Below are 23,296 nucleotides of genomic sequence, written 5' to 3'. Positions count from 1 at the left end.
TGGCCATGGAACCGCAGCTTACCCCCCTGATTGAATCGCTCCCCTCCACTGTGCCCTTCGTCGGACCGGAAACACTGGAACGCCAGCGCAACCGGCCGTTTCGCGCCCGGCTTGGCGCCAATGAGAACGGGTTTGGACCGGCGCCATCGGTGATCGCAGCCATGCGCGACGCCGCGCCGGAGGTGTGGAAATATTGCGACCCGGAGAATTTCGACCTGAAGGCGGCGCTCGCCGCGCATCTCGCCGTCACGCCGCGCAATGTCGTGGTTGGCGAAGGCGTCGACACCCTGCTGGGGCTGACCGTTCGCCAATATGTGCGCGAGGGAACGCCGGTTGTCACCTCGCTCGGTGCCTATCCCACCTTCAACTTCCATGTGGCCGGGTTCGGCGGGCGGCTTGTCACTGTTCCCTACCGGGATGACCGGGAAGACCTCGATGCCCTGCTGGACGCAGCCGTCCGCGAAAAGGCGCCGCTGGTCTATTTCTCCAATCCCGACAACCCCATGGGGACATGGCACGAGGCAGTGGCGATCGAAGCCTTCATCGCCGCCCTGCCCGAAACCACCCTGCTGATCCTCGACGAAGCCTATGGCGAGACCGCCCCTGCCTCCGCCCTGCCCGCCATCGACGTCTCGCGGCCCAACGTGCTGCGCATGCGCACTTTTTCCAAGGCCTATGGCCTCGCCGGCATGCGCTGCGGCTATGCCATTGGCGCGGAAAGCCAGATCACCGCCTTTGACAAGATCCGCAACCATTTCGGCATGAACCGCATGGTGCAGATCGCCGCGCTGGCCGCCCTTGCCGACCAACCCTATCTCAATGCGGTGGTGGCGCGGATCATTGCCGGGCGCGACCGTATCGCAACCATCGCCGCCAGCAACGGCCTTGCTGCCATCCCTTCCGCCACCAACTTCGTCGCCATCGACTGCGGACGCGATGGGGCCTATGCCGCCAGCGTGCTGAGTGGTCTCATCGAGCGCGACATTTTCGTCCGCAAGCCAATGGCCCCGGTGCTTGACCGCTGCATTCGTGTCAGTGTCGGACTGGACGAGGAACTGGACCTGTTCGAGGAAAAGCTCGCCGAGACGCTGGCTGCATTGAAATAGATCCGGGAAATAGATCCGGGAAACAGATCTGAAAAGCGGACCGGGAAAGCAGACCACTGCTGCACAGACATAGACTGGAACCGAACATGGCATTGAATGGCGACACCCACCTTGGTGATACCAACAGCGGTACCGCCGCCGATACACGCGGGCACAACCTCAATCGGACATTCGCCGGCCTTGGCGGCCTGATCGGCGCCGCTGGCATCGCCGCCTATGCAGCCGCCGCGCACAGCGCCAGTCCGCATATGGCAACGATTGCGCCCATCCTGTTCATCCATGCCCCGGCGTTCCTCGCCCTTGCGGTGCTCGCGAAAATCAGCCGCGCGGCCTATGGCGGCGGCCTCGCGCTGTTGCTCGGCCTCCTCCTGTTCATCGGCGATCTTGCCTCCCGCGATATCACCGGTGACCGCCTGTTCCCCGGCGCCGCGCCTGCAGGCGGTACTCTGCTCATCCTCGGCTGGCTGCTGGTTGCCGCCACAGCCTTCCGCACATTCGATTTCAGGAAATAGTTGTCGCGCTATAGAGAGATATGACGCCCTGCCGTCTGACGACCGGTGAGATCAGCTTATTCCCTTCAGCTTGTTGTTGCACAGCTTGTAGTAACCACCGCCTTTCTCGATCCAGCGCATGCCGCCCAGCGTATTGTTGTCCTTGTTGATGTGATAGTGCTCCAGACAGGTGTGCATGCGCGCCTTGGCCGGTTTTTCCGCCGCAAATTTGCTGGAAACGGCGCTCGGAAACACGAGTGATTTCGGCACCACGGCCGTCGGGGCGGCCTTTGGCGCAATCTCCGACTTTGTCTCCGGTGACCCAGTTTCCGCCGCCGCAGACGCCGCTTTCGCGCATTCCTGCTTGCGGAATTCGTTCCAGCCCGTTGTGCTGCCTGCCGCTTGCGCAGCTTTGTACCTGGCACTGCACTCCTTCATTGAAACGGCCTGCGCCGGCACACCCCCTGCCAGCAGAACAATTGCAGCGGCCAGCGCAGGCAACAGATGTTTGAATTCTCGACCAACCATGCTTTTCAACTCTCAGTCTTGTGAAAAACGCTATTCAATCAAAGGCATATTGAAGACTGGCAATAAACTGAATCTACCCGATTTTGCGCTGCGGCACCATCGGACGCCTCTTATCACTTCGTCTGAGAGCCCTCGTCTCTCAGTTGTGCAAACCAGTATCGAGGGTTGAATTTGCCTCTTGAATGAATTGAACGTTCGTTTTATTAATACCCCATGGCGAGAACAATTGGCTCAGACGGCGAGAAGACCCAGGCAGCGATTCATGTCGCGGCAAGGCGGCTGATTGCCAAGGTCGGCTACGAGGCCATGTCGATGCGCCAGCTGGCGGAAAAGGTAGGCGTGCAGGCGGCGGCCCTCTACCGCTATCACCCGACCAAGCAGGAGCTGCTGTTCGCGGTGATGCGCGACCACATGGACCGGCTGCTGGCGGCATGGCGGACCGAGAGCCAGACCCTGACCACGCCGCTCGAACGGCTTGCCGCCTTCATCCGCTTTCACATCCGCTATCATGTGGAGCGGCGGGACGATGTGCACATTGCCAATATGGAACTGCGCAGCCTGCAGGGCGACAAGCTGGCCATTCTGGTGGAATTGCGGGCGGTCTACGAGAACGAGCTGCGGCTGATCCTCGAGGCGGGCAGCGCATCCGGTCAATTCGATATCGATGACATTCCGCTGACGACCCGGGCCATCATTGCGATGACCACCGGCGTGAATGTCTGGTTTCGCCCGGACGACAGGCTTACTGTCACGCAGATTGCGGAAAAATACGTCACTATGGGATTGCGCCTTGTGGGCGCCAAGAATGTCACGACAAAGGACATGGGAGAGTAGCATGTATCAGTCAGGTCTGCGATTTGGACTTTCAGATGATCTCGAAGCGCTGCGCGAGACGGTGCACCGGTTCGCGCAGGAACGCATCGCACCGCTTGCCGCCGAAACGGACCGGTCCAACCAGTTCCCCATGCATCTCTGGCAGGAAATGGGCGCGCTCGGTCTGCTCGGCATGACGGCAAACCCGGATTTCGGCGGCTCGGGCCTCGGCTATCTCGCCCATGCCATTGCCGTGGAAGAGATTTCCCGGGCATCGGCGTCCGTCGGCCTGTCCTACGGCGCGCATTCCAACCTTTGCGTCAACCAGATCAACCGCTGGGGCACGGACGCGCAGAAGGCGAAATATCTGCCGAAGCTGTGTTCGGGCGAGCATGTGGGCTCACTCGCCATGTCCGAGCCCGGTGCCGGCTCCGACGTCGTGTCGATGAAACTGCGGGCCGACAAGAAGAATGACCGCTATGTGCTGAACGGCAACAAGATGTGGATCACCAATGGTCCCGATGCCGATACGCTGGTGGTCTACGCCAAGACCGACCCCGCCGCCGGGTCGCGCGGCGTTACGGCGTTTCTGGTCGAGAAGGGTTTCAAGGGTTTCAGCACGGCGCAAAAGCTCGACAAGCTGGGCATGCGCGGCTCCAACACCTGCGAACTGGTGTTCGAGGATTGCGAGATCCCGTTCGAGAACGTGCTCGGCGAAGAGGGCAAGGGCGTGCGCATCCTCATGTCCGGCCTCGACTATGAACGGGTCGTGCTTGCCGGCGGCCCGCTCGGCATCATGGCTGCCTGCCTCGACGTGGTGGTGCCCTATGTGCATGAGCGCAAGCAGTTCGGCCAGCCGATCGGCGAATTCCAGCTGATGCAGGGCAAGCTTGCCGATATGTACACGACGATGAACGCCTCTCGCGCTTACGTCTATGCGGTGGCTGCCGCCTGCGACCGCGGCGAGACCACGCGCAAGGATGCCGCCGGCTGCATTCTCTATGCGGCGGAAAAGGCCACCTGGTGCGCTCTGGAGGCCATCCAGGCGCTGGGCGGCAATGGCTACATCAACGATTACCCGACGGGACGCCTGCTGCGCGACGCCAAACTGTACGAGATCGGCGCCGGCACCAGCGAAATCCGCCGCATGCTGATCGGGCGCGAAATGTTCGGGGAGAGCGCCTGAATGGCATGAATTCTATTTTATGTCATTCTTTGGTAGAATTGCCATGTTTTATGAATGATGGCAGGTTTCTTCCATTGTTCTCAAAGAGGTCTTTAACAATGGCACGCAAGAAGAATGAAGGTTTCCGTGAGGAACCGCAAGCGTTTGAGCACGATGCCGATACCTCGTCGGCACCGTTTTCCTGGGCTGTGACTGCTACGATAGGTGATGGCGGCCGCTTGGTTATTCCGGCCGAGATGCGCAAGCTCATGAACGTGAAGCCGGGTGACACCGTCGCCCTGCGCATGGTCGACGGCTATCTTCAGGTTGCCTCCCAGAGCGCGACGCTGAAAAAGATCTGGGAGAGCGCCGAAAAGCTCAAAAGGCCGGGTGTCAGTCTGGTGGACGAATTCATTGCGGACAGACTGGCCGAACAACGCGCTTCCGATGCGCGGTTTGACCGGCTGGCGCGCGAAGCTGCGGAAATCGCCAAGGCACAGAAGAAATGACCACGGTGGTCCTTGATGCCTCGGCGGTGCTGGCGGTTCTTCTGCAGGAGCCGGGGGCAGACCGTGCGCAGGCCTGCCTTTCCGGCGCGCTCTGCACGACCGTCAACCTGGCCGAGATCATGGCCGCCTGCGCCGACAAGGGCCTTTCCCTTGCCGTTCCCGATGCACTGATGACCGGATACAGTATCCGGTATGTTGATTTCGACAAGGATCTCGCACTGACCGCCGCCTTGCTGCGTCCGGCAACCCGCCACAAGGGTCTTTCCCTCGGCGACCGCGCCTGCCTTGCTCTTGCCATAAGGGAAGGCGCCACTGCCATTACCACCGACCGCGCCTGGGCCGACCTTGATGTCGGCTGCCACATCGAAGTGATCCGATAGGAGAATACATGAGCATACTTCAGTCCCAGATCACCACCACATCCGAAACCTTTGCCACCAATACGGAGCGCATGCGCGCCCTTGTCGATGACATCAAGGCCAAGGCTGCGCTGGTGAGCAAGGGCGGGACCGACGAAGCACGCAAGCGCCACACCGCGCGCAACAAGCTGCTGCCGCGCGACCGGCTGGTGCAGTTGCTTGATCCCGGTTCGCCCTTTCTGGAAATCGGCCAGTTTGCCGCCTGGGACATGTATGGCGACACTATCGCATCGGCGGGGCTGATCGCCGGTATCGGGCGCGTGTCCGGCAAGGAGGTGATGATTGTCGTCAACGACGCCACGGTCAAGGGCGGCACCTATTATCCGCTGACCGTGAAGAAGCATCTGCGCGCGCAGGAAATCGCGCTGCAGAACAACCTCCCATGCATCTATCTCGTCGATTCCGGCGGCGCGAACCTGCCGAACCAGGACGAGGTTTTCCCGGACCGCGAGCATTTCGGGCGCATCTTTTACAACCAGGCGAACATGTCAGCGGCGGGTATTCCGCAGATCGCGGTGGTCATGGGCTCCTGTACGGCGGGCGGCGCCTATGTGCCGGCCATGTCGGAAGAAACCATCATGGTCAAAGGCCAGGCGACCATCTTTCTCGCAGGCCCGCCACTGGTGAAGGCCGCGACCGGCGAGGACGTGACGGCGGAAGATCTTGGCGGTGCCGAAGTGCACACGCGCGAGTCCGGCGTTGCCGATCACTATGCCATGGACGATGCCCATGCCCTTGCCATCGCCCGGCGCATCGTCGGAAACCTGAATCGAAAGAAGGTGATAGGGCTCGACCTTCGCAAAGTGAGTCCGCCTCTTTATGATCCGCATGAACTCTACGGCATCGTGCCCACGGACCTACGCCAGCCCTATGATGTGCGCGAAGTCATCGCCCGCGTGGTCGACGGTTCGGAATTTGATGAGTTCAAGCAGAATTACGGCACCAGCCTCATCACCGGCTTTGCCCATCTCTACGGCATGCCGGTCGGCATCATCGCCAACAATGGCGTGCTGTTTTCCGAAAGCGCGCTGAAGGGCGCGCACTTCATTGAGCTGTGCACCCAGCGCGGCATTCCGCTGGTCTTCCTGCAGAACATCACCGGCTTCATGGTCGGCCGTTCCTATGAAGCGGGCGGCATCGCCAAGGATGGCGCCAAGCTGGTGACGGCGGTTGCCACGGCGCGCGTACCCAAGGTGACGATGATCATCGGCGGATCGTTCGGCGCGGGCAATTACGGCATGTGCGGCCGCGCCTTCTCGCCGCGTTTCCTGTGGATGTGGCCCAATGCCCGCATTTCCGTCATGGGCGGCGAACAGGCGGCAACGGTGCTGGCTCTGGTCAAGCGCGAGGGGATCGAACGCAAGGGCGGTGACTGGCCCGCTGCCGACGAGGCAGCCTTCCGCGCGCCGATCCTGGAAAAATACGAGCGCGAGGGCCACCCGCTCTATTCCTCGGCGCGCCTGTGGGACGACGGCATCATCGACCCGGCCAAAACCCGCGAGGTTCTCGCCCTTTCACTTTCCGCAGCCCTGAATGCACCCGTGGAGGATACCACATTCGGTATCTTCAGGATGTAAGGAGAAAAACCATGACAACAATGTTCTCCAGAATCCTCATTGCCAATCGCGGTGAAATTGCCTGCCGGGTCATCCGCACCGCGCAGAAGATGGGTATCGGCACCGTTGCCGTCTATTCCGACGCCGATGCCGATGCGTTGCATGTGGCAATGGCCGACGAGGCCGTGCATATCGGCGGCGCCACCGTATCGGAAAGCTATCTGCGCGCCGACCGCATCATTCAGGCGGCCATCGATACGGGCGCCGAAGCGATTCATCCCGGCTACGGGTTCCTGTCGGAAAACCCCGGCTTTGTCGATGCCGTGGTCAAGGCCGGACTGGTGTTCATCGGCCCCTCGGCCGATTCCATCCGCGCCATGGGCCTGAAGGACGCCGCCAAGCGGCTGATGGAAAAGGCGGGCGTGCCTGTCGTTCCCGGCTATCACGGTGAAGCACAGGAACTGGTCGTGCTCGCTTCCAAGGCGCGCGAGATCGGCTATCCCGTGCTGATCAAGGCACGCGCCGGCGGTGGCGGCAAGGGCATGCGCAAGGTCGACAGCCCCGATGATTTCGCCGAAGCGCTGGGCAGCGCGCGGCGCGAAGCCAAGAGCGCCTTCGGCGATGACCGGGTGCTGGTGGAAAAATATGTCTCCAAGCCGCGCCATATCGAAGTGCAGGTGTTCGGCGACAATCACGGCAATGCCGTGCATCTCTATGAACGCGACTGTTCGCTGCAGCGCCGCCACCAGAAGGTGATCGAGGAAGCCCCTGCTCCCGACATCACGCCGGAGATGCGCGCGGCGATGACCGACGCCGCCGTGAAGGCGGCCAAGGCCATCCATTATTCCGGCGCGGGCACGATCGAATTCATCGTCGATGCCAGCCAGGGCCTGCGGCCGGACGGCTTCTGGTTCATGGAAATGAACACGCGGCTGCAGGTCGAGCATCCAGTGACAGAAATGATCACCGGGCTTGACCTGGTGGAATGGCAATTGCGCGTGGCGGCGGGCGAACCCCTGCCGCTGACCCAGGCGCAAATCCCGCTGAATGGCCATGCCGTGGAAGCGCGGCTTTATGCGGAAGACCCGGCCAAGAGCTTTCTGCCAGCCATCGGCACGTTGCATCACCTCGCCTTTCCGGCTGCCGTCAGGGAAGGCACGGTGCGGATTGAGACCGGCGTGCGCCCGGGCGACACCATTTCCCCCTATTACGATCCGATGATTGCCAAGATCGTCGTTCACGCCAAAGACCGCGCGACCGCGCTGCAAGCCATGGAAGACGCCCTCCTGCACACGGAGATTGCCGGAACGGTCACCAATGCAGCATTTCTCGCCGCATTGGCGCGGCATCCGGGTTTTGCCGCCGGTGATGTCGATACCGGCCTGATCGACCGGGATCTTCACAGTCTGGTCGTTCCCGTGGCCATGCCGGCGGGCGCAAAGGAGCTGGCCGTGCTCTATGCCAGCGGCCTTCTGACAAAGGTCACCTCCGACGATCCCTGGACGGCACTGCGCGGCTACAGCCATCTGGCGCCGTCGCAATACCCGGTCACGCTGGGCGAGCCCGGCCATACGCTCCGCTATGGCATTACGGTTCTGGATGACGATCGTTTCGAGGTCGCTGCAGCCGACGCCACCCTTGACCTGCGGGTGCGGCGCGATGGCAGCGGCTGGCACATCACCGGCAAAGGCATCAACCTGCGGGCAAAGACCGCGGCAATACCGCAAGGCATTGCGGTCATCGCCAGAGGCGTGGTGGCAATTTTTGCCGTGCCGGATCCCCTGCAGCAGGCCGACGAGGCCGGGGGTGCGGGCGACCGGCTGACCGCGCCGATGCCGGGTCTGGTGAAATCCGTCCGGGTCTCTGCCGGCGACCTCGTCAGGAAGGGGCAGGTTCTGCTGGTGCTGGAGGCGATGAAGATGGAACATTCCATCACCGCTCCGCATGACGGAAAAATTGCCGAGATCGTCAACGAAGGGGCTCAGGTCAAGGAGAAGACGGCCCTTGTGCGCTTCGAAGAGGCGGAAGTCGCCGCGTTGACCAAGATTTGAAGCAGAAATGACAAACAGTCGTGCTAGTCGTATATCTGTGACGAGCACCACTTGCCTACTCAAGTCGTAAGAATTTCCCATTCACAGCAGAGGAGATCGACCCATGGCTACCAAATCATTGCAGACGATCAAACGCGCGCCCACCGCAACGCCCACCGATCTCGGCGCGGACGCGACCCGCGACATCGCAGCCGCCGTCAATGCGCTGCTTGCCGATACCTTCGCGCTCTACATGAAAACGAAAAACTTTCATTGGCATATGAGCGGGCCGCATTTTCGCGATTATCACCTGATGCTGGACGAACAGGGCGCCCAGATTTTTGACATGACCGACGTTCTGGCGGAGCGCGTGCGCAAGATCGGCGGCACAACATTGCGCTCCATCGGGCAGATTTCCGCCCAGCAGCGCCTGCTCGACAACGACGCCAATTTCGTGACGCCGGAAGACATGCTGGCCGAACTGCGCGACGATACGAAGAGCTTTATCGGTTATCTGCGGCAGGTGCATGAGCTTTGCAGCGAATACCATGACAGTGCCACCACGAGCATCATCGAGAATTACATCGATGAATCCGAGCGCCGTCACTGGTTCCTGTTCGAAGCAACCCGCACCGGTCCTGCCAGCGTCTGATGTGCTGACAACGGTTTCATCGACAGAGCGGCATGAACAGCGCCTTTATCGGCAACACGGGTTCATGCCGTTCAATCCTTTTAATCGTTCGCCTTGGTCATTTTCGCGCGTTTATCGCGGTTCTGCGTATCGGCAATCAGGGCTTCCACGGCGGAAATGTTCAACGCCAGAGTGGCTATCCGTTTCAAGGTATTATTGTCAGGAAAAGCATTGGTCTTTGCAGTCAAAATTATCAACTCTTTTTGAGCACGGCTCAACCTTGACAATAATGCCCCAAGCTCGTCCTGCATAACTTCCCCGTCTTCTTTAAGAATCAAAAATTCCATAAACCGTTTACTTAGCTGATATCCCAGTGTTCGCAACCCCTAAGAGTTGCGAAAGTCTCACTAAAAAACCACATTAAATCGAATTAACTATCATAATTCTAATGATAGGTTTAATCATAGCCTCTCACAGAAATTCATAACAAAAAGACAAAACAACATAAAAAATGAGCATTGTTATCAAATCAATTCTAAACTGACAAAGATATATCTGATTTAAAACTTTATACTACACGTTATTTAGAAGAAAATATTTGCATTACTGTGACAATCCAAAGCATCTGCTCCAGATTCTCCTGAATGTGCCGCCCCTTGAAATCAGGCCGGCAACTCAGACCCGCCGGGTCGCAGCGACGCTCCCAAGAGAACAATGGCCCCTTAGCATGATGCCGTCTAACGGCTAGGTTGCAATCACAACAATAATCTCGTTTTGATTGCGTCAATAATGTGGAATTGCCGAAGAAGAGCGTTCAGCGTCGAACCGGCAGCGGTGTCAACGGCACGGCTGGCTCCCGCGCCGCAGGAGTACCCGCAGCCGCTTCAGGCGATAACAGCAGGCGATCCCGGCTACGTCCTGGCGCGTGATACCGGCATCGCGCAGCAAATGTTCACCCGGCTTGCGCGACAGTACCGCGAGTTGGCGAGCCTCGCGATCAGCGATCTGCAAACCCTTCCAAAGATTTGAAAACAAGCAGAAAACAGACATGGAGATGGTCTCGAATGGCGAATAGTCACCATGCTTGACGCAAGCATTGACATACATCAAACGAATAGAAATTATGCCTGTCATTCGAAATTTTAATTGCAGGGAACGCCATGAACCCGCCACTCGACAGCGATCTGCTCCGTACGTTCCTGGCCGTGGCAACGGCCGGCAATGTCACCCGCGCGGCGGAAAGGATCGGGCGCACGCAATCGGCCGTGAGTGTCCAGATCAAGCGGCTCGAGGAGGTTCTGGGAGAAAGCGTTTTTGCCCGCGGCTCGCGCGGCGTTGCGCTGACCGCCCAGGGCGAAGCACTGCTCGTCAACGCGCAACGCATTGTCGCGCTGCTGGATGAAACCATGGCGACGATCCGGGCCAAGCCGCTTGGCGGCCCCGTGCGGATCGGCCTTCCCGAAGAATATGGCTACACGATCCTGCCGCGCGCCCTCGCCGCCTTCGCCAGCCAGCATCCGCAGGTGGAGGTAACGGTCAAATGCGGATATTCGGCGCAACAGCTGGCCGCACTGGATGCGGACGAGCTTGATCTTGCCGTCATATTCAACTGGGAGCCGCCGGCAACCGGCGAGGTTCTCTTTGTCGACCCGACCGTCTGGGTCACCTCGGAGGTGCATTGCGTGCATGAAATCACGCCCGTTCCCATCGCGATCTACGAGCGCTCGGACTGGTGCAGGAAATTCGCCATGGGATCGCTGGAGCGCAACAGGATCGAATACCGCGTGGCCTATAGCTGCGATACGGGCGGAGGCTTGAAAATAGCAGCGGTTTCGGGCCTTGCCATCGCCCCGCTTGCGCGCAGCAATATTCCGCCGGGCTGCCGCGAACTGACGGAAGCAGAGGGATTTCCGGTCATTGATTCATCGAATGTCGTGCTGCGGCGCAATCCGCGGATGATGAGCCCCGCGATTGACGGCATGGCCAAGGTGATCCGCGATGCGTTCCAGCCGATGGGCTGAGCCATTGTTGTCTCGTGCCGGTGTGGCTTGAGCGCTCATGCGTGGTTCGACAAGCTCACCATGAGGGAGGGTGAAGATTGCAGGGAGTTACGTTCTGCGACGTTTGTGAATAACCTTGCACCAAACCACTTCCCTCATGGTGAGCTTGTCGAACCACGCACCAAGCATCTGCAGTTCAGTGCGTGGTCATCCATTCGCGGGCTTCGCGCATGGCCGTTGCCAGATCGGCCTTGGACATGGTTTTCACCAGTTCGGCGCGCAGTTCCGCAGCCCGGTCGCTGCCTTTGATTGCCGCAATGTTGAACCATTTGTGCGCGGCGACATGATCGACGGCACAGTCACGGCCCGTGGCATACATGATGCCCATTTCAAAGAGGATGTCCGTTTCTGCGGTGCCGCCGACATGTCCGGCATCGATATTGTGAAGATCAAAACGTGCCATTTTACCGAGTCCCTGTTTAAACCGATAAGCCCTGTTAGACTTCTGAGAACCGCCTGATTTGTTTGTTTTGGCGTGCTCTTTCGATGTTTTCGAGAATGCCACACAGCCCTCAAATTGCTGTTAAGGGGCATGATTAACTGGAGCCAAACAAAACAAAAACAACTGGTAAACTTCGGAATTCATTAAATATATCGCCCCAGCAATTGCAGGCATTTGGATCAAATTCGCTTAAAATGCCATTATCCGATTTCAAGCCTTTGCTAACCAAGGCACAGCTTCTTTTTGCCGGGCTTGGAGCCATTCGCACAGGAATCTCCTCTCCGTTCCGCAACGCCTGCCTGCAAAAAACCCCGGCTGCGAGCGCATAAGGCTTCCTTTCAGGGGTTTTTTGAATTACGTTTACGTAAGGGACATGCAAATGGACGCGGAGAGACCCCATTTGCCGCACAACCCTTATCGGGAGGAACATATGAATCGCAAACTCTTATTGGCATGCGCCGGCGTTGTATTGATGGCAGGTCCGGCACTGGCCGAGGAACCGATCGTCGGCACGTGGAAGCGGCCGACAGGTACGCTCATCCAGTACTCGTCCTGCGGCGCCGACAAGTATTGCGGCACGGTCTTGACCGGCGAGTACAAGGGCAAATCCATCGGCGAGATGTCCGGCAGGGGCGGGTCCTACAAGGGACAGGTCAACAAGCTCGATGAGGGCAAGACCTACAATGGCAAGGCCAGCGTCAGCGGCAACACATTGTCCCTGTCCGGTTGTGTGCTGGGCGGGCTCATCTGCAAGAGCGAAAGCCTGACACGCCAGTAATTTTCAGACGGCATGCCAAACCCCGTGAAAGCGTAGAGCTCTCGCGGGGTTTTTGTTTGCCTGCATCAGATATGGCCGGCCCGGCCGGGTTGCGCCGTCTTGCGATGCGCTTACCGCTGCCCGTACCCGTCGCCGAAACCCCAAGGCGTGCACCGCTTGCCCTCTCCAGGCCTTTGAACGCGGCTTCGATACCCCGCCCCTTCGCTGCGCCCGCCGGTCTGATCGATAGCGACAGGGCCGGAACAACCGGCATGGACCCAACACGTGCAGCGCGGCGTGTAATATGACCTGACATGTCTCATCTGCGTCTCCGGCATCGTGAATCGCAAGGCGGTCCTTGCCGGAGCGGAAACTGATGCGGGATGTGGCGCTTTCCAAGGAAAATGTGTGACGCAAAAAAGTAAGCGCCGGCAATGTTGACGTTGGCAAAATCAGAGTGTAATAAACCAAAAGGTTATTTAACCTATGAGTTAGATATGATCGGTTCGGAATGGGAAGGAAGAGGAACCATGACCGCAGCGCTGGCCCGCAGGGACAATGATCGCGAACTGACAATCGTCCGGATCGTCGATGCGCCGGTGGCGCTCGTTTTCAAGGTCTGGTCACAGCCGGAGCATGTCGTGCGCTGGTGGGGCCCGAAGAATTTCACCTGCCCGAACTGCCAGATCGATTTCAGGGAGGGCGGCGCCTATCGCTCGTCCATCCGCTCTCCCGATGGCGAGGACGCCTGGATGGTCGGCCGCTACACGCGGATCGTCGAGCCGGAGCGGATCGTCTTCACCTTTGCCTGGGAGGATAGCGATGGCCTGCGCGGGCCGCAGACATTGGTAACCGTCACCATGAGCGCGCAGGGACAGCGCACGCGGCTCGTCTTCCATCAGACACCGTTCGATTCCGCCGACGACCGGGATTCGCATGAGAATGGCTGGACCGAATGCATGGAACGGCTGGAGGCCTATGTCGAGCCGCTGGGCCGTCTTCACTGAGGAGCGTATGCCCCCGCTTATGGACTGATTATCGCTTGAACCAATATCAAGGAGGAAACGATGAACACCCATGCACACCCTGACGACCGCAAGGTTGTTTCCCGCGCCGAGTGGGACAAGGCCAGAAAGGCCTTTCTGCTGAAGGAAAAGGCCTTCACCAAGCAACGCGATGCCCTGAACCGCGAGCGCCGTGCGCTTCCGATGGTGCAGATCGACAAGGATTATGTGTTCGAGGGGCCGAAGGGCAAGCTCGGCCTGTCCGATTTGTTCGAGGGGCGCCGCCAGCTGATCGTCTATCATTTCATGCTGGGACCGGGCGAAGGCGAAGGCTGCCCCGGCTGCTCCTTCCTTGCCGACAGTATCGGCAATCTGGCACATCTGCACGCCCGTGACACCACGCTGGTGGCCGTCTCGCGCGCGCCCCTCGCTGAAATCGAAGCTTACAGAAGACGCATGGGCTGGACATTCCCGTGGGTGTCGTCGCATGACAGCGATTTCAACTATGATTTTCACGTGACATTGGACGAGGCCGTCATGCCGCCCGTCTACAATTACACCACGGCCGAGGAATATGAGCGCAAGGGCATGCCCTGGTTCATGCGCGGCGAACAGCCGGGAACCAGTGTCTTCCTGCGCGACGACGATACGGTCTACCACACCTATTCGAGCTATGGACGCGGCGGCGACCTGCAGCTTGGCACCTACAACTATCTCGACCTGACGCCGCTCGGCCGGCAGGAGGGCTGGGATGGCACGCCCGATCTTGGCGGTCTCGGCAAGAACTGGGTCAAGCGCCATGACGAATACGCCGGCACGGCCAAATCCGCCGACGATAGCTGCTGTCACTGATTTCGATCCCCCAGCGGAGATATCCGATGAAAAAAACCTATCATGGCAGCTGTCATTGCCAGGCCGTGCGTTTCGAATGCACGATCGATCTCGATGCCGGTACGAGCAAATGCAATTGCTCGTTCTGTGCCAAGCTGCGGTTCTGGAAAGCCTTTACCGGCGGTGATGAGCTGCAGATCCTCGCAGGCGCTGACAATCTCACGCAATACCAGTTCGGCAGCAAGACCATCACGCATTCCTTCTGCAGAACCTGCGGCGTCAAGCCGTTCGGACAGGGCAATCTGGAGGTGATGGGCGGGCCGTTCTATGCCGTCAACCTGTCCGTTCTCGATGACCTTTCGCTGGAAGAACTGCTGGCAGCCCCTGTGCAATATCAGGATGGCTTGCACGACAATTGGGGAGAGGCGCCGGAGGAAATCCGGCACCTGTAGAGGGATGATCCTGCCCCTGACAATGGCTCGCCTGTCAGCGCGCCCGTTGGCCGAACAGGATTTTCTGCGCATCCTTGTCGTCGGCGAGATTGCGGCGCGCTTCCTTGCCCAGATCCCTGCCCCGCTGAACGGCGGGGCGGGCGCTTATGGCTTCAAACCAGCGCTTGAGATTGGGAAAATCATTGAGATCCTGCCCCTGATTGGCGTAGGAGACAACCCAGCCGAATGACGCCATGTCGGCGATGGAATAGTCGTCAGCAAGATAGTCCCGGCCTTCCAGACGCCGGTTCATCACACCGTAAAGACGGTTGACCTCGTTGGTGTAGCGGTTGATGCCGTATTCGATCTTTTCCGGAGCATATTGCCTGAAGTGATGCGCCTGCCCGGCCATGGGCCCGAGGCCGCCCACCTGCCAGAACAGCCACTCCTCCACGGCGACGCGCTTGCGCTCGTCCTGCGGATAGAACTTGCCGAACTTGCGGCCGAGATATTGCAGGATGGCGCCGGATTCGAACACGGAAATCGGTTCGCCGCCTGGCCCTTCCGGATCGATGATCGCGGGCATGCGATTGTTGGGCGCGATCTTGAGGAATGACGGTTCGAATTGTTCGCCCTTGCCGATATTGACCAGCTTGAGATCGTAGGGAACCCCGAGCTCTTCCAGCATGATGGAAATTTTCCAGCCGTTGGGTGTCGGCCAGTAGTAGAGTTCAATCGGCTTGGTCTGCGTCGTCATGTCGGTCTCCTGGGAGCTTGATCTATCCGGTCAAACATAAGTGCCCGATGCCCGATCGCAATAGCCGGCGGCCGATTTCCGGGCGGCTTTGGCGGGCGGCCTGAACCGAATTGAAATTTCAGGCTTTTTGCCATCTCCCAACTGACATCCGATTTCACTATATTAGGAGCATGAACAATCGAATCGGAACAAAGAAACCCGTCGCCATCAGCATGCCGCCCCATGTTGAACCCGAAGAATTTACCGACGCGAAAGCCGCCGTGCAGGCGCTGATCGCCCTCTACGAGCGGAACACGCAGTTTCTGCGCGATGGCTTCGACAAGGTCGCCAAGGGCAAAGTGGAAAACAACACGCATTTTCGTGCCTTCTATCCGGAAGTGCGCCTGTCCACGTCAAGCTATGCGCAGATCGACTCCCGCCTCGCCTTCGGCCATGTGTCGGCACCCGGCCAGTATTCGGCCAACATCACCCGGCCCGATCTTTTCGAAAGCTACCTGGAAGAACAGATCAGACTGCTGATCCGCAATCATGGCGGGCCGGTTACGGTGCAGGAATCCACGACACCGATCCCCATCCACTTTGCCTTCCTTGAAGGCACCTATGTGGAATCCTCGGTTGCCGATGCGTTCCAGCGCCCGCTGCGCGATCTCTTCGATGTCCCCGATCTCAACGCCACGGATGACCGGATCGTCAATGGCGAATATGAGACCGACGATATTGACGGGATCATGCCGCTGTCGCCATTCACGGCGCAACGCGTGGATTATTCCCTGCATCGCCTGTCGCACTATACCGCGACCCGTCCGGTGCATTTCCAGAACTATGTCCTCTTCACCAATTATCAGTTCTACATCGATGAGTTCTGCGCCCTGGCGCGGCGGCTGATGGCCGAGGGTGGCGGCGGCTACGAGCGGTTCATCGAACCGGGCAACCTGATCACCGAAGCCGGTGATGACGCGCCGACGTCCGGCGTGCCGATTGGACGGCTGCCGCAGATGCCTGCCTATCATCTGGCGAAGAAAGACAATGCCGGCATCACCATGGTCAATATCGGCGTCGGCCCCTCCAACGCCAAGACCATCACGGACCACATCGCCGTTCTACGCCCGCATGCGTGGCTGATGCTCGGCCACTGCGCCGGACTGCGCAACACACAGGCGCTCGGCGACTATGTGCTGGCCCATGCCTATGTGCGCGAGGATCACGTGCTCGATGACGACCTGCCGGTCTGGGTGCCGATCCCGGCGCTGGCGGAGGTGCAGGTGGCGCTCGAACAGGCGGTCGCCGAAGTCACGGGACTTGAGGGCTACGACCTGAAGCGCATCATGCGCACGGGCACGGTTGCCACCATCGACAACCGCAACTGGGAACTGCGCGACCAGCGCGGACCGGTGAAGCGCCTGTCGCAATCGCGCGCAATTGCGCTCGACATGGAGTCGGCGACCATTGCCGCCAACGGCTTCCGCTTCCGCGTGCCCTATGGAACGCTGCTGTGCGTTTCCGACAAGCCGCTGCATGGCGAATTGAAGCTGCCGGGCATGGCAACGGAGTTCTACAAGCGTCAGGTCGCCCAGCATCTGCAGATCGGCATCCGTGCGCTGGAGAAACTGGCGGAAATGCCGCCGGAAAAACTGCACTCGCGCAAGTTGCGCAGCTTCTTCGAGATGGCCTTCCAGTAGCAGAGACGAGCTTTTCTCGGCGGATGGCCTGACGATTTGGCGATTGTTGCTTGGAAACAAGGGCGAAATGCCGTATTCTTCTGGAGTGGAGATGGGCTTTCGCCCACCTCCTTTTTCTAGACTGTGAAATGAACCCGGAGGATCAGTGACCAGCTGCTCCGGGTTTTTTTCACTTCCAGTGTGATGCTCAGCGGCAGATACCACATCGCGTCACCTCCAGTTTTGAGAGCAAGGCCATTGCCATGGTCGGGCGGCCCATCCTCCCGATGCACCGGCTGGCTCAGTGCGTGCTGCTTCACTCTCAAACGCCTGAGTGACAGGCACCTTTGCAAATCCCGCAAAAACAGCAACGCATGCAGAGTTGAATGCTGAGAAGCTCTGCATTTCACGGTTGTTTCAGCCGACGATTTGAGCCAATCCGCAGTCTGCCCGGGGAAAATCGGCTTGGAAATTGGGACAGAATGCCGTATTCTTCTGGAGTGGAGATGGGCTTTCGCCCACCTCCGTTTTCTAGACCGTGAAATGAACCCGGATGGTGAGTTGCCAGCTCGTCCGGGTTTTTTTCACTTCCAGTGTGATGCTCAGTGGCAGATACCACATCGCGTCACCTCCAGTTTTGAGAGCAAGGCCATTGCCATGGTCGGGAGGCCCGTCGTCCCGATGCACCGGCTGGCTCGGTGCGTGCTGCTTCACTCTCAAACGCCTGAGTGACAGGCACCTTTGCAAATCCCGCAAAAACAGCAACGCATGCAGAGTTGAATATTGAAGACGGTGTGCATTTGGAGGTTGCGGCGATGGCGCATCGCTGAATGAGCGGAGAACGCAATCCAGCATTCGGCATCTTGATTGCGTCGCAATTGACCGTTTAATGCGTGACCATGACAACAACGACAAAATCATCCTGGGCGAAGCTCGCGGCGGTGCTTGTACCGGTCCTGCTGTCGGTACCGCTGGTGCTCGGATTTTTCGGTTCCGTGCATCCGGTTTTCGATGCATTCGCGCACTTCCGCATGCACCTCGCCGCGCTCATGATCCTCACGGCACTCCCAGCCCTTTTCATGGGGTTGTGGCGGGAAAGCCTGATGACCATCATTCTGGCGGTCATGGCCCTGTCGACCGTGCTGGCCCCTGCTCCCGCGCCCGCATCAGCCGGGACGCCGCAAGCCGCCACGCCATCCGGCCAGCCGCAATACACGCTGCTGCAGTTGAACCTTCGCTTTGACAATGCCGACCAGACGGAGGTCATCCGTCTGATTGCGCAGCAGAGCCCCGACGTCATCACCCTGCAGGAGGTTTCGGACAGCTGGCGGGCGAAGCTCGCGGCGATCGAAGCGCGGTATCCCTACAATCTCTACTGCCCCAGCAGCAAACGCATCGGCGGCGTAGCGATCCTCTCCCGCCGCCCCTTTGCGCTGGGCACGACGCCGCAATGCATCGGCAACGCCCTTGCCGGCCTCGCCCGGATTGATTTCGGCGGCCGCACCGCACTGGTTGCCGCCCTGCACCTGGACTGGCCCTGGCCGTTTGCGCAACCTGATAATGTCGAGGAAATGCGTGCCTATTTCGAACGGCTGCAGGGACCGATGATTGTTGCCGGCGATTTCAATGCGGCGCCATGGAGCCAAACCGTTCGCCGGATCGCGGCGGCAAGCAAAACCATGCCGGCGGATGGATTGCGCCCGAGCTGGCTGATCAATGGCACGCTGGCAAAAGCGGCCAGATGGATCGGCCTGCCGCTTGATCATATCCTCCTATCAAGCCGAATCTCGGGCGCAAGCGTCGAAACGCTCGGGCCCGTCGGCTCGGATCACCTACCGCTGCTCCTGCGGTTTGCAATCGATGCGGCAGCCGATGACGGTCCGGATCTGCAGACCGTGATGCTAACGCAGTGATTATTCGAATACCGGCCTCAAGAAACTGCGCTCGTAGCTGATGATGCTGCGATTGTGTTTTTCCATTTCAAACACCGCCTGGCATTCGGGGTCTTTCGCCATGCGCCGCCGGTATGTTTCATAGTCAGCAAGACTGGGAAAGCTGAACATCGCATAGGCGATGTTGCTTGCCCCTTCGCTCGGCAGGAAATAGCCGTGATGGTTTCCGCCCAGGCGCGTAACGAGCGCGATCCAGCGGCGGCCATATTCCTCGAATTCGGCGAGCTTGTAGGGATCGATGACATATTTGAGATAGCAGGTGATCACGGGCAAACTCCGGGACAGGTCGGTTGATCGACAAAAGACGCGAGCTTTTACCCGCGTCTCAATCGGAAAAAAGCCCGGATCAACCGGGCTTTTCATCACATGCTGGTATAGACCGGCCCCTCGCCGCCCTGCGGCGGCACCCAGTTGATGTTCTGGTTCGGGTCCTTGATATCGCAGGTCTTGCAGTGAACGCAGTTCTGGGCGTTGATCACGAATTTCGGTCCGGTGCTTTCCTCGACCCATTCATAAACGCCCGCCGGGCAATAACGCGTCGATGGCCCCGCAAAGACATCGTGTTCCGAGGATTTCTGCAGCGCCGCATCCTTGACAATGAGGTGGACCGGTTCGTTTTCCTCGTGGTTGGTGTTCGACAGGAACACCGAGGACAGGCGGTCGAAGGTCAAGACGCCATCGGGCTTGGGATAGGCGATCGGCTTGTGCTTGGCCGCCGGTTCCAGCGATGCCGCGTCGGACTTGCCATGCTTCCATGTGCCGAAGGGCGACCAGCCGCCGAAAATCGTGTTCAGCCACATGTCGATGCCGCCAAGCACCACACCGCCGACGGTGCCGAGTTTCGACCACATCGGCTTGACATTGCGCACCCGCTTCAGGTCCTTGCCGATCTCGCTGGTGCGCCAGGCGTTTTCGTAGGAGATGAGTTCGTCATTGGCCCGTCCCGCAGCCAGTGCCGCAGCCGCATGTTCCGCCGCCAGCATGCCCGAGAGCATGGCATTGTGCGATCCCTTGATGCGCGGCACGTTGACGAAACCGGCGGAGCAACCGATCAGCACGCCGCCGGGGAAGGACAGTTTCGGCACCGACTGCCAGCCGCCTTCGGTAATCGCGCGCGCACCATAGCCAAGGCGCTTGCCGCCCTCGAACGTGCCGCGAATGGCGGGATGCGTCTTGAAGCGCTGGAATTCCTCGAACGGCGACAGATAGGGGTTCTTGTAGTTGAGGTGCATGACGAAGCCGACGGCCACCGTATTGTCCTCGAGGTGATAGAGGAACGAACCGCCGCCCGTCTTCAGGTCGAGCGGCCAGCCGAAGGAATGCTGCACCAGGCCCAGCTTGTGCTTGGCCGGATCGATCTGCCAGAGCTCTTTCAGGCCGATACCGAACTTGGCTGGTTCCTTGCCTTCATCAAGCTTGAACTTGCTGATGAGCTGTTTGGCGAGCGAGCCGCGCGCGCCTTCGGCGATGAGTGTATACTTGCCGAGCAACGCCATGCCGCGCGTATAGGCCGGACCGTGCGAGCCGTCCTTTTCGATACCCATGTCGCCGGTGGCCACACCAATGACCGCACCGCTATCGTCATAGAGAACTTCGGAACCGGCAAATCCGGGATAAATCTCGACGCCCAGCTCTTCCGCCTTGGTGCCGAGCCAGCGGCAGACATTGCCCAGCGAAACAATGAAATTGCCGTGATTGTTCATCAGCGGCGGCATGGCAAAGTTCGGCAGGCGGACGGAGCCTGCCGGCCCCAGAACCAGAAAGTGATCCGCTGTCACGGGTGTCTTGAAGGGGTGTCCCTCCTCGTCCCGCCAGCCGGGCAAGAGCTTGTCGACGCCGATGGGATCGACCACCGCGCCGGAAAGAATATGGGCACCGACCTCGCCGCCCTTTTCCAGCACGACGACCGATAGTTCAGGATTGATCTGCTTGAGCCTGATCGCCGCTGACAGGCCCGATGGGCCACCGCCAACAATCACGACATCAAACTCCATGCTCTCCCGCTCTGGAAGTTCGTTTGTCTCGCTCATGAAGTCCTCCTGAATGCTATGCCCCGCAAACACTTCGCCTGTGTTTTTCCCATTTGTAACGCAACAATAGCCGTATGACAGAGGCTAGCATCCATTCAAGATGCGGCCAATTGCCCTCATCCTACGACCATTTCCACAATTTATAATTTACCTTAACGTAAACGTCAATATTTTAGCCCCGTGTGCGGTGGAATTTCCAAGGCACAGGAACAGGATAGCGGCTGTGACATCAAGGGCGTTTGCCGGTGTTTCTCAGGCGAGATTGCAGGGCCATTGTGCGTGGTTCGACACGCTCACCATGAGGGAGAGCGAGAGTTGCAGGGAACCACATTCTGCGACACCGCAGATGCGCCCTGCAATCAAACCACCTTCCTCATGGTGAGCGTGTCGAACCACGCACCGCGCACCATGCCATCCGCAGGCAGGTCAACCCAGTTGCGCCTTTGCGCATTTCGTTCATACTCGCCTCCATTGACATGTCTCGCATAAAAAAACTGCTGGTGGATCGGGGATAACCAACAAGCGGGGACGGGATGAGATCACTCTGGATGATCTGGACAATGGGCAGTGTTCTGGCTGTCACCATGATTTTTACCCATTCTGCGGCGCAGGAGCAGAAGAAATGGACTGTTGGGCCCTATAGTTTTTCCGATGAAATGGGCGGGTTCAGCATCCGTTCGGTCAGCGGGACCGGCACAACCGAAGATCCGATCGTCATCACCGAAGAGCTGAATGATATCGTTCCGGTCACGCTTGTCATTCGTAACACCAGCGTGGGAAAGCCAGGATTCGTGCCGCAGGGTTTTGGCCTGCTGTTCCATCTGCAGATCCGGGCCATCAATGGCAGCGGCCGCCCGTGGCAGGAGTTCTTCTTCGAACTGCAGTCGGTGCTTGGGGAACCGAGCGACTATAGTGACGGGCTGTCCTTCTGCCAGCCATGCGACAAGACAGGAATGATCCATTCCAATCTCTTTGCCACCTATGAAGACAATCCCGAACCCTATGACCGCCTGACCTTTCAAGACGGCAAGGTTGATCCAAAGGCAAACGCGATCATGGATTTTCCGATTGGCGACTTTACCCCCAAGCGCATCTTTTATCTGGTGCAGGAGCCGCGCATTCCCTCCACCTGACCTTGCAATCACGCGCGCAATTTGCGACTTGAAGGAGAGACCCGCTCCAATCCGGGTTCAAGGATCAGCCATTGCCCGACCTGCGTGAACTCTTGCACTTTTATGCCGAAGCCGGTGCCGACACACCGCTCGAAGACGTGCCGGTCGATCGTTTTGCCGCAGTGGAGCCCGCACGCAAGCCCGTTCAGCCGCCCGCAGCAACGCGCCTGGCAGCGCCGCAGGCCGAGCGGCCGCGGCCGGAGCAGCAACCGGTGGCAGCGCCGGCCTTGAACAAGACCTCCGTCCCCGACGACACCAAGATTGCGCTGGCGCGGCAGCTCGCCTCGAGCGCCACCACGCTTGAACAGTTGCGCGAGCAGCTTGCATCCTTCGATGGCTGCAATCTGAAATTCACTGCCAAGAACCTGGTCTTTGCCGACGGCAATCCGCACGCCCCCATCATGTTCGTCGGCGAGGCGCCGGGACGCGAAGAGGACCTGGAAGGCGTGCCGTTCATCGGCCGTTCCGGGCAGTTGCTCGACCGGATGCTCAGTGCCATCGGCCTTGACCGCACCGGCGTCTACATCGCCAACACAATTCCCTGGCGCCCGCCGGGCAACCGCACGCCGACGCCGCTGGAAACCGAGATCTGCCGCCCCTTCTTCGAACGGCAGATCGAGCTTGCCGGCCCCAAACTGCTGGTTGCCCTCGGCGGGCCCGCCGCCAAGGCGTTGACCCATGCGCCGGAAGGCATTTTGCGGCTGCGCGGCAACTGGAAAACCCACCGCACGGCGGCGGGGATCGACATCCCGGTCATGCCGACGCTGCATCCGGCCTATCTCCTGCGCAATTCAGCCCAGAAGCGCTTTGCCTGGCGTGATTTCATTGCCGCCAAAATACAGTTGCGCGCCCTCACGCAATAATTCATATGCCATGGCGCAAAACTGGAATGACAGTGTCGTAATTTCCGGCTCCGAAGCCCGGTGAAACCTGTACTTTCCGGTGCAGAAACGC

The 23,296-nt window shown here is 59.4% G+C and carries 25 protein-coding genes; 18 read left to right on the top strand and 7 right to left on the bottom strand.

Annotated elements, in window-relative coordinates:
• Positions 1–5: 5 nt before the first annotated feature.
• A complete protein-coding gene (locus ACZ5FP_RS09030) occupies positions 6–1,106 on the top strand; it encodes a pyridoxal phosphate-dependent aminotransferase (RefSeq protein WP_464663099.1) in 1,101 nt (366 codons plus the stop codon).
• An 86-nt stretch (positions 1,107–1,192) separates the two neighbouring features.
• Positions 1,193–1,618 carry a DUF423 domain-containing protein gene (locus ACZ5FP_RS09025; protein WP_464663098.1) on the top strand — a complete coding sequence of 142 codons (426 nt, stop codon included), beginning with the start codon at positions 1,193–1,195 and terminating at the stop codon, positions 1,616–1,618.
• Positions 1,619–1,669: 51 nt separating this feature from the next.
• On the opposite strand, the gene ACZ5FP_RS09020 is transcribed toward ACZ5FP_RS09025, so the two are convergent.
• Positions 1,670–2,125, bottom strand: coding sequence for a hypothetical protein (locus tag ACZ5FP_RS09020; protein WP_464663097.1), 456 nt, complete (start codon positions 2,123–2,125; stop codon positions 1,670–1,672).
• Between the two features lie 213 nt (positions 2,126–2,338).
• Here ACZ5FP_RS09020 and ACZ5FP_RS09015 point away from each other — a divergent pair, with 213 nt between their 5' ends.
• From ACZ5FP_RS09015 to ACZ5FP_RS08985, 7 genes are all read left to right on the top strand, one after another.
• On the top strand, positions 2,339–2,959 hold the full coding sequence (locus ACZ5FP_RS09015) for a TetR/AcrR family transcriptional regulator (RefSeq protein ID WP_223611342.1): 621 nt from the start codon (positions 2,339–2,341) through the stop codon (positions 2,957–2,959).
• A 16-nt stretch (positions 2,960–2,975) separates the two neighbouring features.
• Positions 2,976–4,124, top strand: a complete 1,149-nt coding sequence (locus ACZ5FP_RS09010; protein WP_463012025.1) for an isovaleryl-CoA dehydrogenase — start codon at positions 2,976–2,978, stop codon at positions 4,122–4,124.
• A 98-nt stretch (positions 4,125–4,222) separates the two neighbouring features.
• Positions 4,223–4,612, top strand: coding sequence for an AbrB/MazE/SpoVT family DNA-binding domain-containing protein (locus tag ACZ5FP_RS09005; protein ID WP_464663096.1), 390 nt, complete (start codon positions 4,223–4,225; stop codon positions 4,610–4,612).
• A complete protein-coding gene (locus tag ACZ5FP_RS09000) occupies positions 4,609–4,992 on the top strand; it encodes a type II toxin-antitoxin system VapC family toxin (RefSeq protein WP_464663095.1) in 384 nt (127 codons plus the stop codon). The genes ACZ5FP_RS09005 and ACZ5FP_RS09000 overlap by 4 nt, the downstream gene beginning before the upstream one ends.
• An 8-nt stretch (positions 4,993–5,000) precedes the next feature.
• On the top strand, positions 5,001–6,608 hold the full coding sequence (locus tag ACZ5FP_RS08995; RefSeq protein WP_464663094.1) for a carboxyl transferase domain-containing protein: 1,608 nt from the start codon (positions 5,001–5,003) through the stop codon (positions 6,606–6,608).
• Between the two features lie 20 nt (positions 6,609–6,628).
• Positions 6,629–8,638 (top strand): acetyl/propionyl/methylcrotonyl-CoA carboxylase subunit alpha, encoded by a 2,010-nt coding sequence (locus tag ACZ5FP_RS08990; protein ID WP_464663225.1) that lies wholly within the window; start codon positions 6,629–6,631, stop codon positions 8,636–8,638.
• 103 nt (positions 8,639–8,741) lie between these two features.
• Positions 8,742–9,269, top strand: coding sequence for a Dps family protein (locus ACZ5FP_RS08985; protein ID WP_346304939.1), 528 nt, complete (start codon positions 8,742–8,744; stop codon positions 9,267–9,269).
• Positions 9,270–9,349: 80 nt separating this feature from the next.
• On the opposite strand, the gene ACZ5FP_RS08980 is transcribed toward ACZ5FP_RS08985, so the two are convergent.
• Both ACZ5FP_RS08980 and ACZ5FP_RS08975 read right to left on the bottom strand, forming a co-directional pair.
• A complete protein-coding gene (locus ACZ5FP_RS08980) occupies positions 9,350–9,595 on the bottom strand; it encodes a hypothetical protein (protein ID WP_464663093.1) in 246 nt (81 codons plus the stop codon).
• A 490-nt stretch (positions 9,596–10,085) separates the two neighbouring features.
• Complete coding sequence (locus tag ACZ5FP_RS08975; protein WP_464663092.1) at positions 10,086–10,382, bottom strand: DUF1127 domain-containing protein; 297 nt, start codon at positions 10,380–10,382, stop codon at positions 10,086–10,088.
• A 26-nt stretch (positions 10,383–10,408) separates the two neighbouring features.
• Between ACZ5FP_RS08975 and ACZ5FP_RS08970 the strand changes: the two genes are divergently transcribed.
• Positions 10,409–11,269 carry a LysR family transcriptional regulator gene (locus tag ACZ5FP_RS08970; protein ID WP_464663091.1) on the top strand — a complete coding sequence of 287 codons (861 nt, stop codon included), beginning with the start codon at positions 10,409–10,411 and terminating at the stop codon, positions 11,267–11,269.
• Positions 11,270–11,444: 175 nt separating this feature from the next.
• On the opposite strand, the gene ACZ5FP_RS08965 is transcribed toward ACZ5FP_RS08970, so the two are convergent.
• Entirely contained in the window at positions 11,445–11,711 is a 267-nt protein-coding gene (locus ACZ5FP_RS08965; RefSeq protein WP_464663090.1) for a sel1 repeat family protein, read from the bottom strand.
• A 469-nt stretch (positions 11,712–12,180) separates the two neighbouring features.
• Between ACZ5FP_RS08965 and ACZ5FP_RS08960 the strand changes: the two genes are divergently transcribed.
• From ACZ5FP_RS08960 to ACZ5FP_RS08945, 4 genes are all read left to right on the top strand, one after another.
• Positions 12,181–12,528, top strand: a complete 348-nt coding sequence (locus tag ACZ5FP_RS08960; protein ID WP_464663089.1) for a DUF2147 domain-containing protein — start codon at positions 12,181–12,183, stop codon at positions 12,526–12,528.
• Positions 12,529–13,037: 509 nt separating this feature from the next.
• Positions 13,038–13,514, top strand: a complete 477-nt coding sequence (locus ACZ5FP_RS08955) for an SRPBCC family protein (protein ID WP_464663088.1) — start codon at positions 13,038–13,040, stop codon at positions 13,512–13,514.
• Positions 13,515–13,574: 60 nt separating this feature from the next.
• Entirely contained in the window at positions 13,575–14,363 is a 789-nt protein-coding gene (locus ACZ5FP_RS08950) for a DUF899 domain-containing protein (protein WP_464663087.1), read from the top strand.
• Between the two features lie 26 nt (positions 14,364–14,389).
• Positions 14,390–14,794 (top strand): GFA family protein, encoded by a 405-nt coding sequence (locus ACZ5FP_RS08945; RefSeq protein WP_464663086.1) that lies wholly within the window; start codon positions 14,390–14,392, stop codon positions 14,792–14,794.
• Positions 14,795–14,828: 34 nt separating this feature from the next.
• Here the strand turns inward: ACZ5FP_RS08945 and ACZ5FP_RS08940 are convergent, their stop codons facing one another.
• The gene (locus tag ACZ5FP_RS08940; RefSeq protein WP_464663085.1) at positions 14,829–15,530 is read right to left on the bottom strand and encodes a glutathione S-transferase N-terminal domain-containing protein; all 702 of its coding nucleotides are present in this window, start codon (positions 15,528–15,530) and stop codon (positions 14,829–14,831) included.
• A gap of 170 nt (positions 15,531–15,700) precedes the next feature.
• Between ACZ5FP_RS08940 and ACZ5FP_RS08935 the strand changes: the two genes are divergently transcribed.
• Positions 15,701–17,209: an AMP nucleosidase gene (locus tag ACZ5FP_RS08935; protein ID WP_346305340.1), complete on the top strand. Its 1,509-nt coding sequence runs from the start codon at positions 15,701–15,703 to the stop codon at positions 17,207–17,209.
• An 878-nt stretch (positions 17,210–18,087) separates the two neighbouring features.
• Positions 18,088–19,101, top strand: a complete 1,014-nt coding sequence (locus ACZ5FP_RS08930; protein WP_464663084.1) for an endonuclease/exonuclease/phosphatase family protein — start codon at positions 18,088–18,090, stop codon at positions 19,099–19,101.
• Here the strand turns inward: ACZ5FP_RS08930 and ACZ5FP_RS08925 are convergent, their stop codons facing one another.
• Both ACZ5FP_RS08925 and ACZ5FP_RS08920 read right to left on the bottom strand, forming a co-directional pair.
• Positions 19,102–19,407 carry an NIPSNAP family protein gene (locus ACZ5FP_RS08925; RefSeq protein WP_464663083.1) on the bottom strand — a complete coding sequence of 102 codons (306 nt, stop codon included), beginning with the start codon at positions 19,405–19,407 and terminating at the stop codon, positions 19,102–19,104.
• Positions 19,408–19,502: 95 nt separating this feature from the next.
• Positions 19,503–21,170, bottom strand: coding sequence for an electron transfer flavoprotein-ubiquinone oxidoreductase (locus ACZ5FP_RS08920; RefSeq protein ID WP_464663082.1), 1,668 nt, complete (start codon positions 21,168–21,170; stop codon positions 19,503–19,505).
• 533 nt (positions 21,171–21,703) lie between these two features.
• On the opposite strand from ACZ5FP_RS08920, the gene ACZ5FP_RS08915 reads away from it, so the two are divergent.
• Both ACZ5FP_RS08915 and ACZ5FP_RS08910 read left to right on the top strand, forming a co-directional pair.
• Positions 21,704–22,303 (top strand): hypothetical protein, encoded by a 600-nt coding sequence (locus ACZ5FP_RS08915; RefSeq protein ID WP_464663081.1) that lies wholly within the window; start codon positions 21,704–21,706, stop codon positions 22,301–22,303.
• Between the two features lie 71 nt (positions 22,304–22,374).
• Positions 22,375–23,205, top strand: a complete 831-nt coding sequence (locus tag ACZ5FP_RS08910; protein ID WP_464663080.1) for a uracil-DNA glycosylase — start codon at positions 22,375–22,377, stop codon at positions 23,203–23,205.
• Positions 23,206–23,296: the final 91 nt, after the last annotated feature.

It is taken from the genome of Phyllobacterium sp. T2-21 (assembly GCF_055378485.1).
Note: the sequence above shows the minus strand (reverse complement) of the source record. Positions and strands in the feature narration are given on the sequence as shown.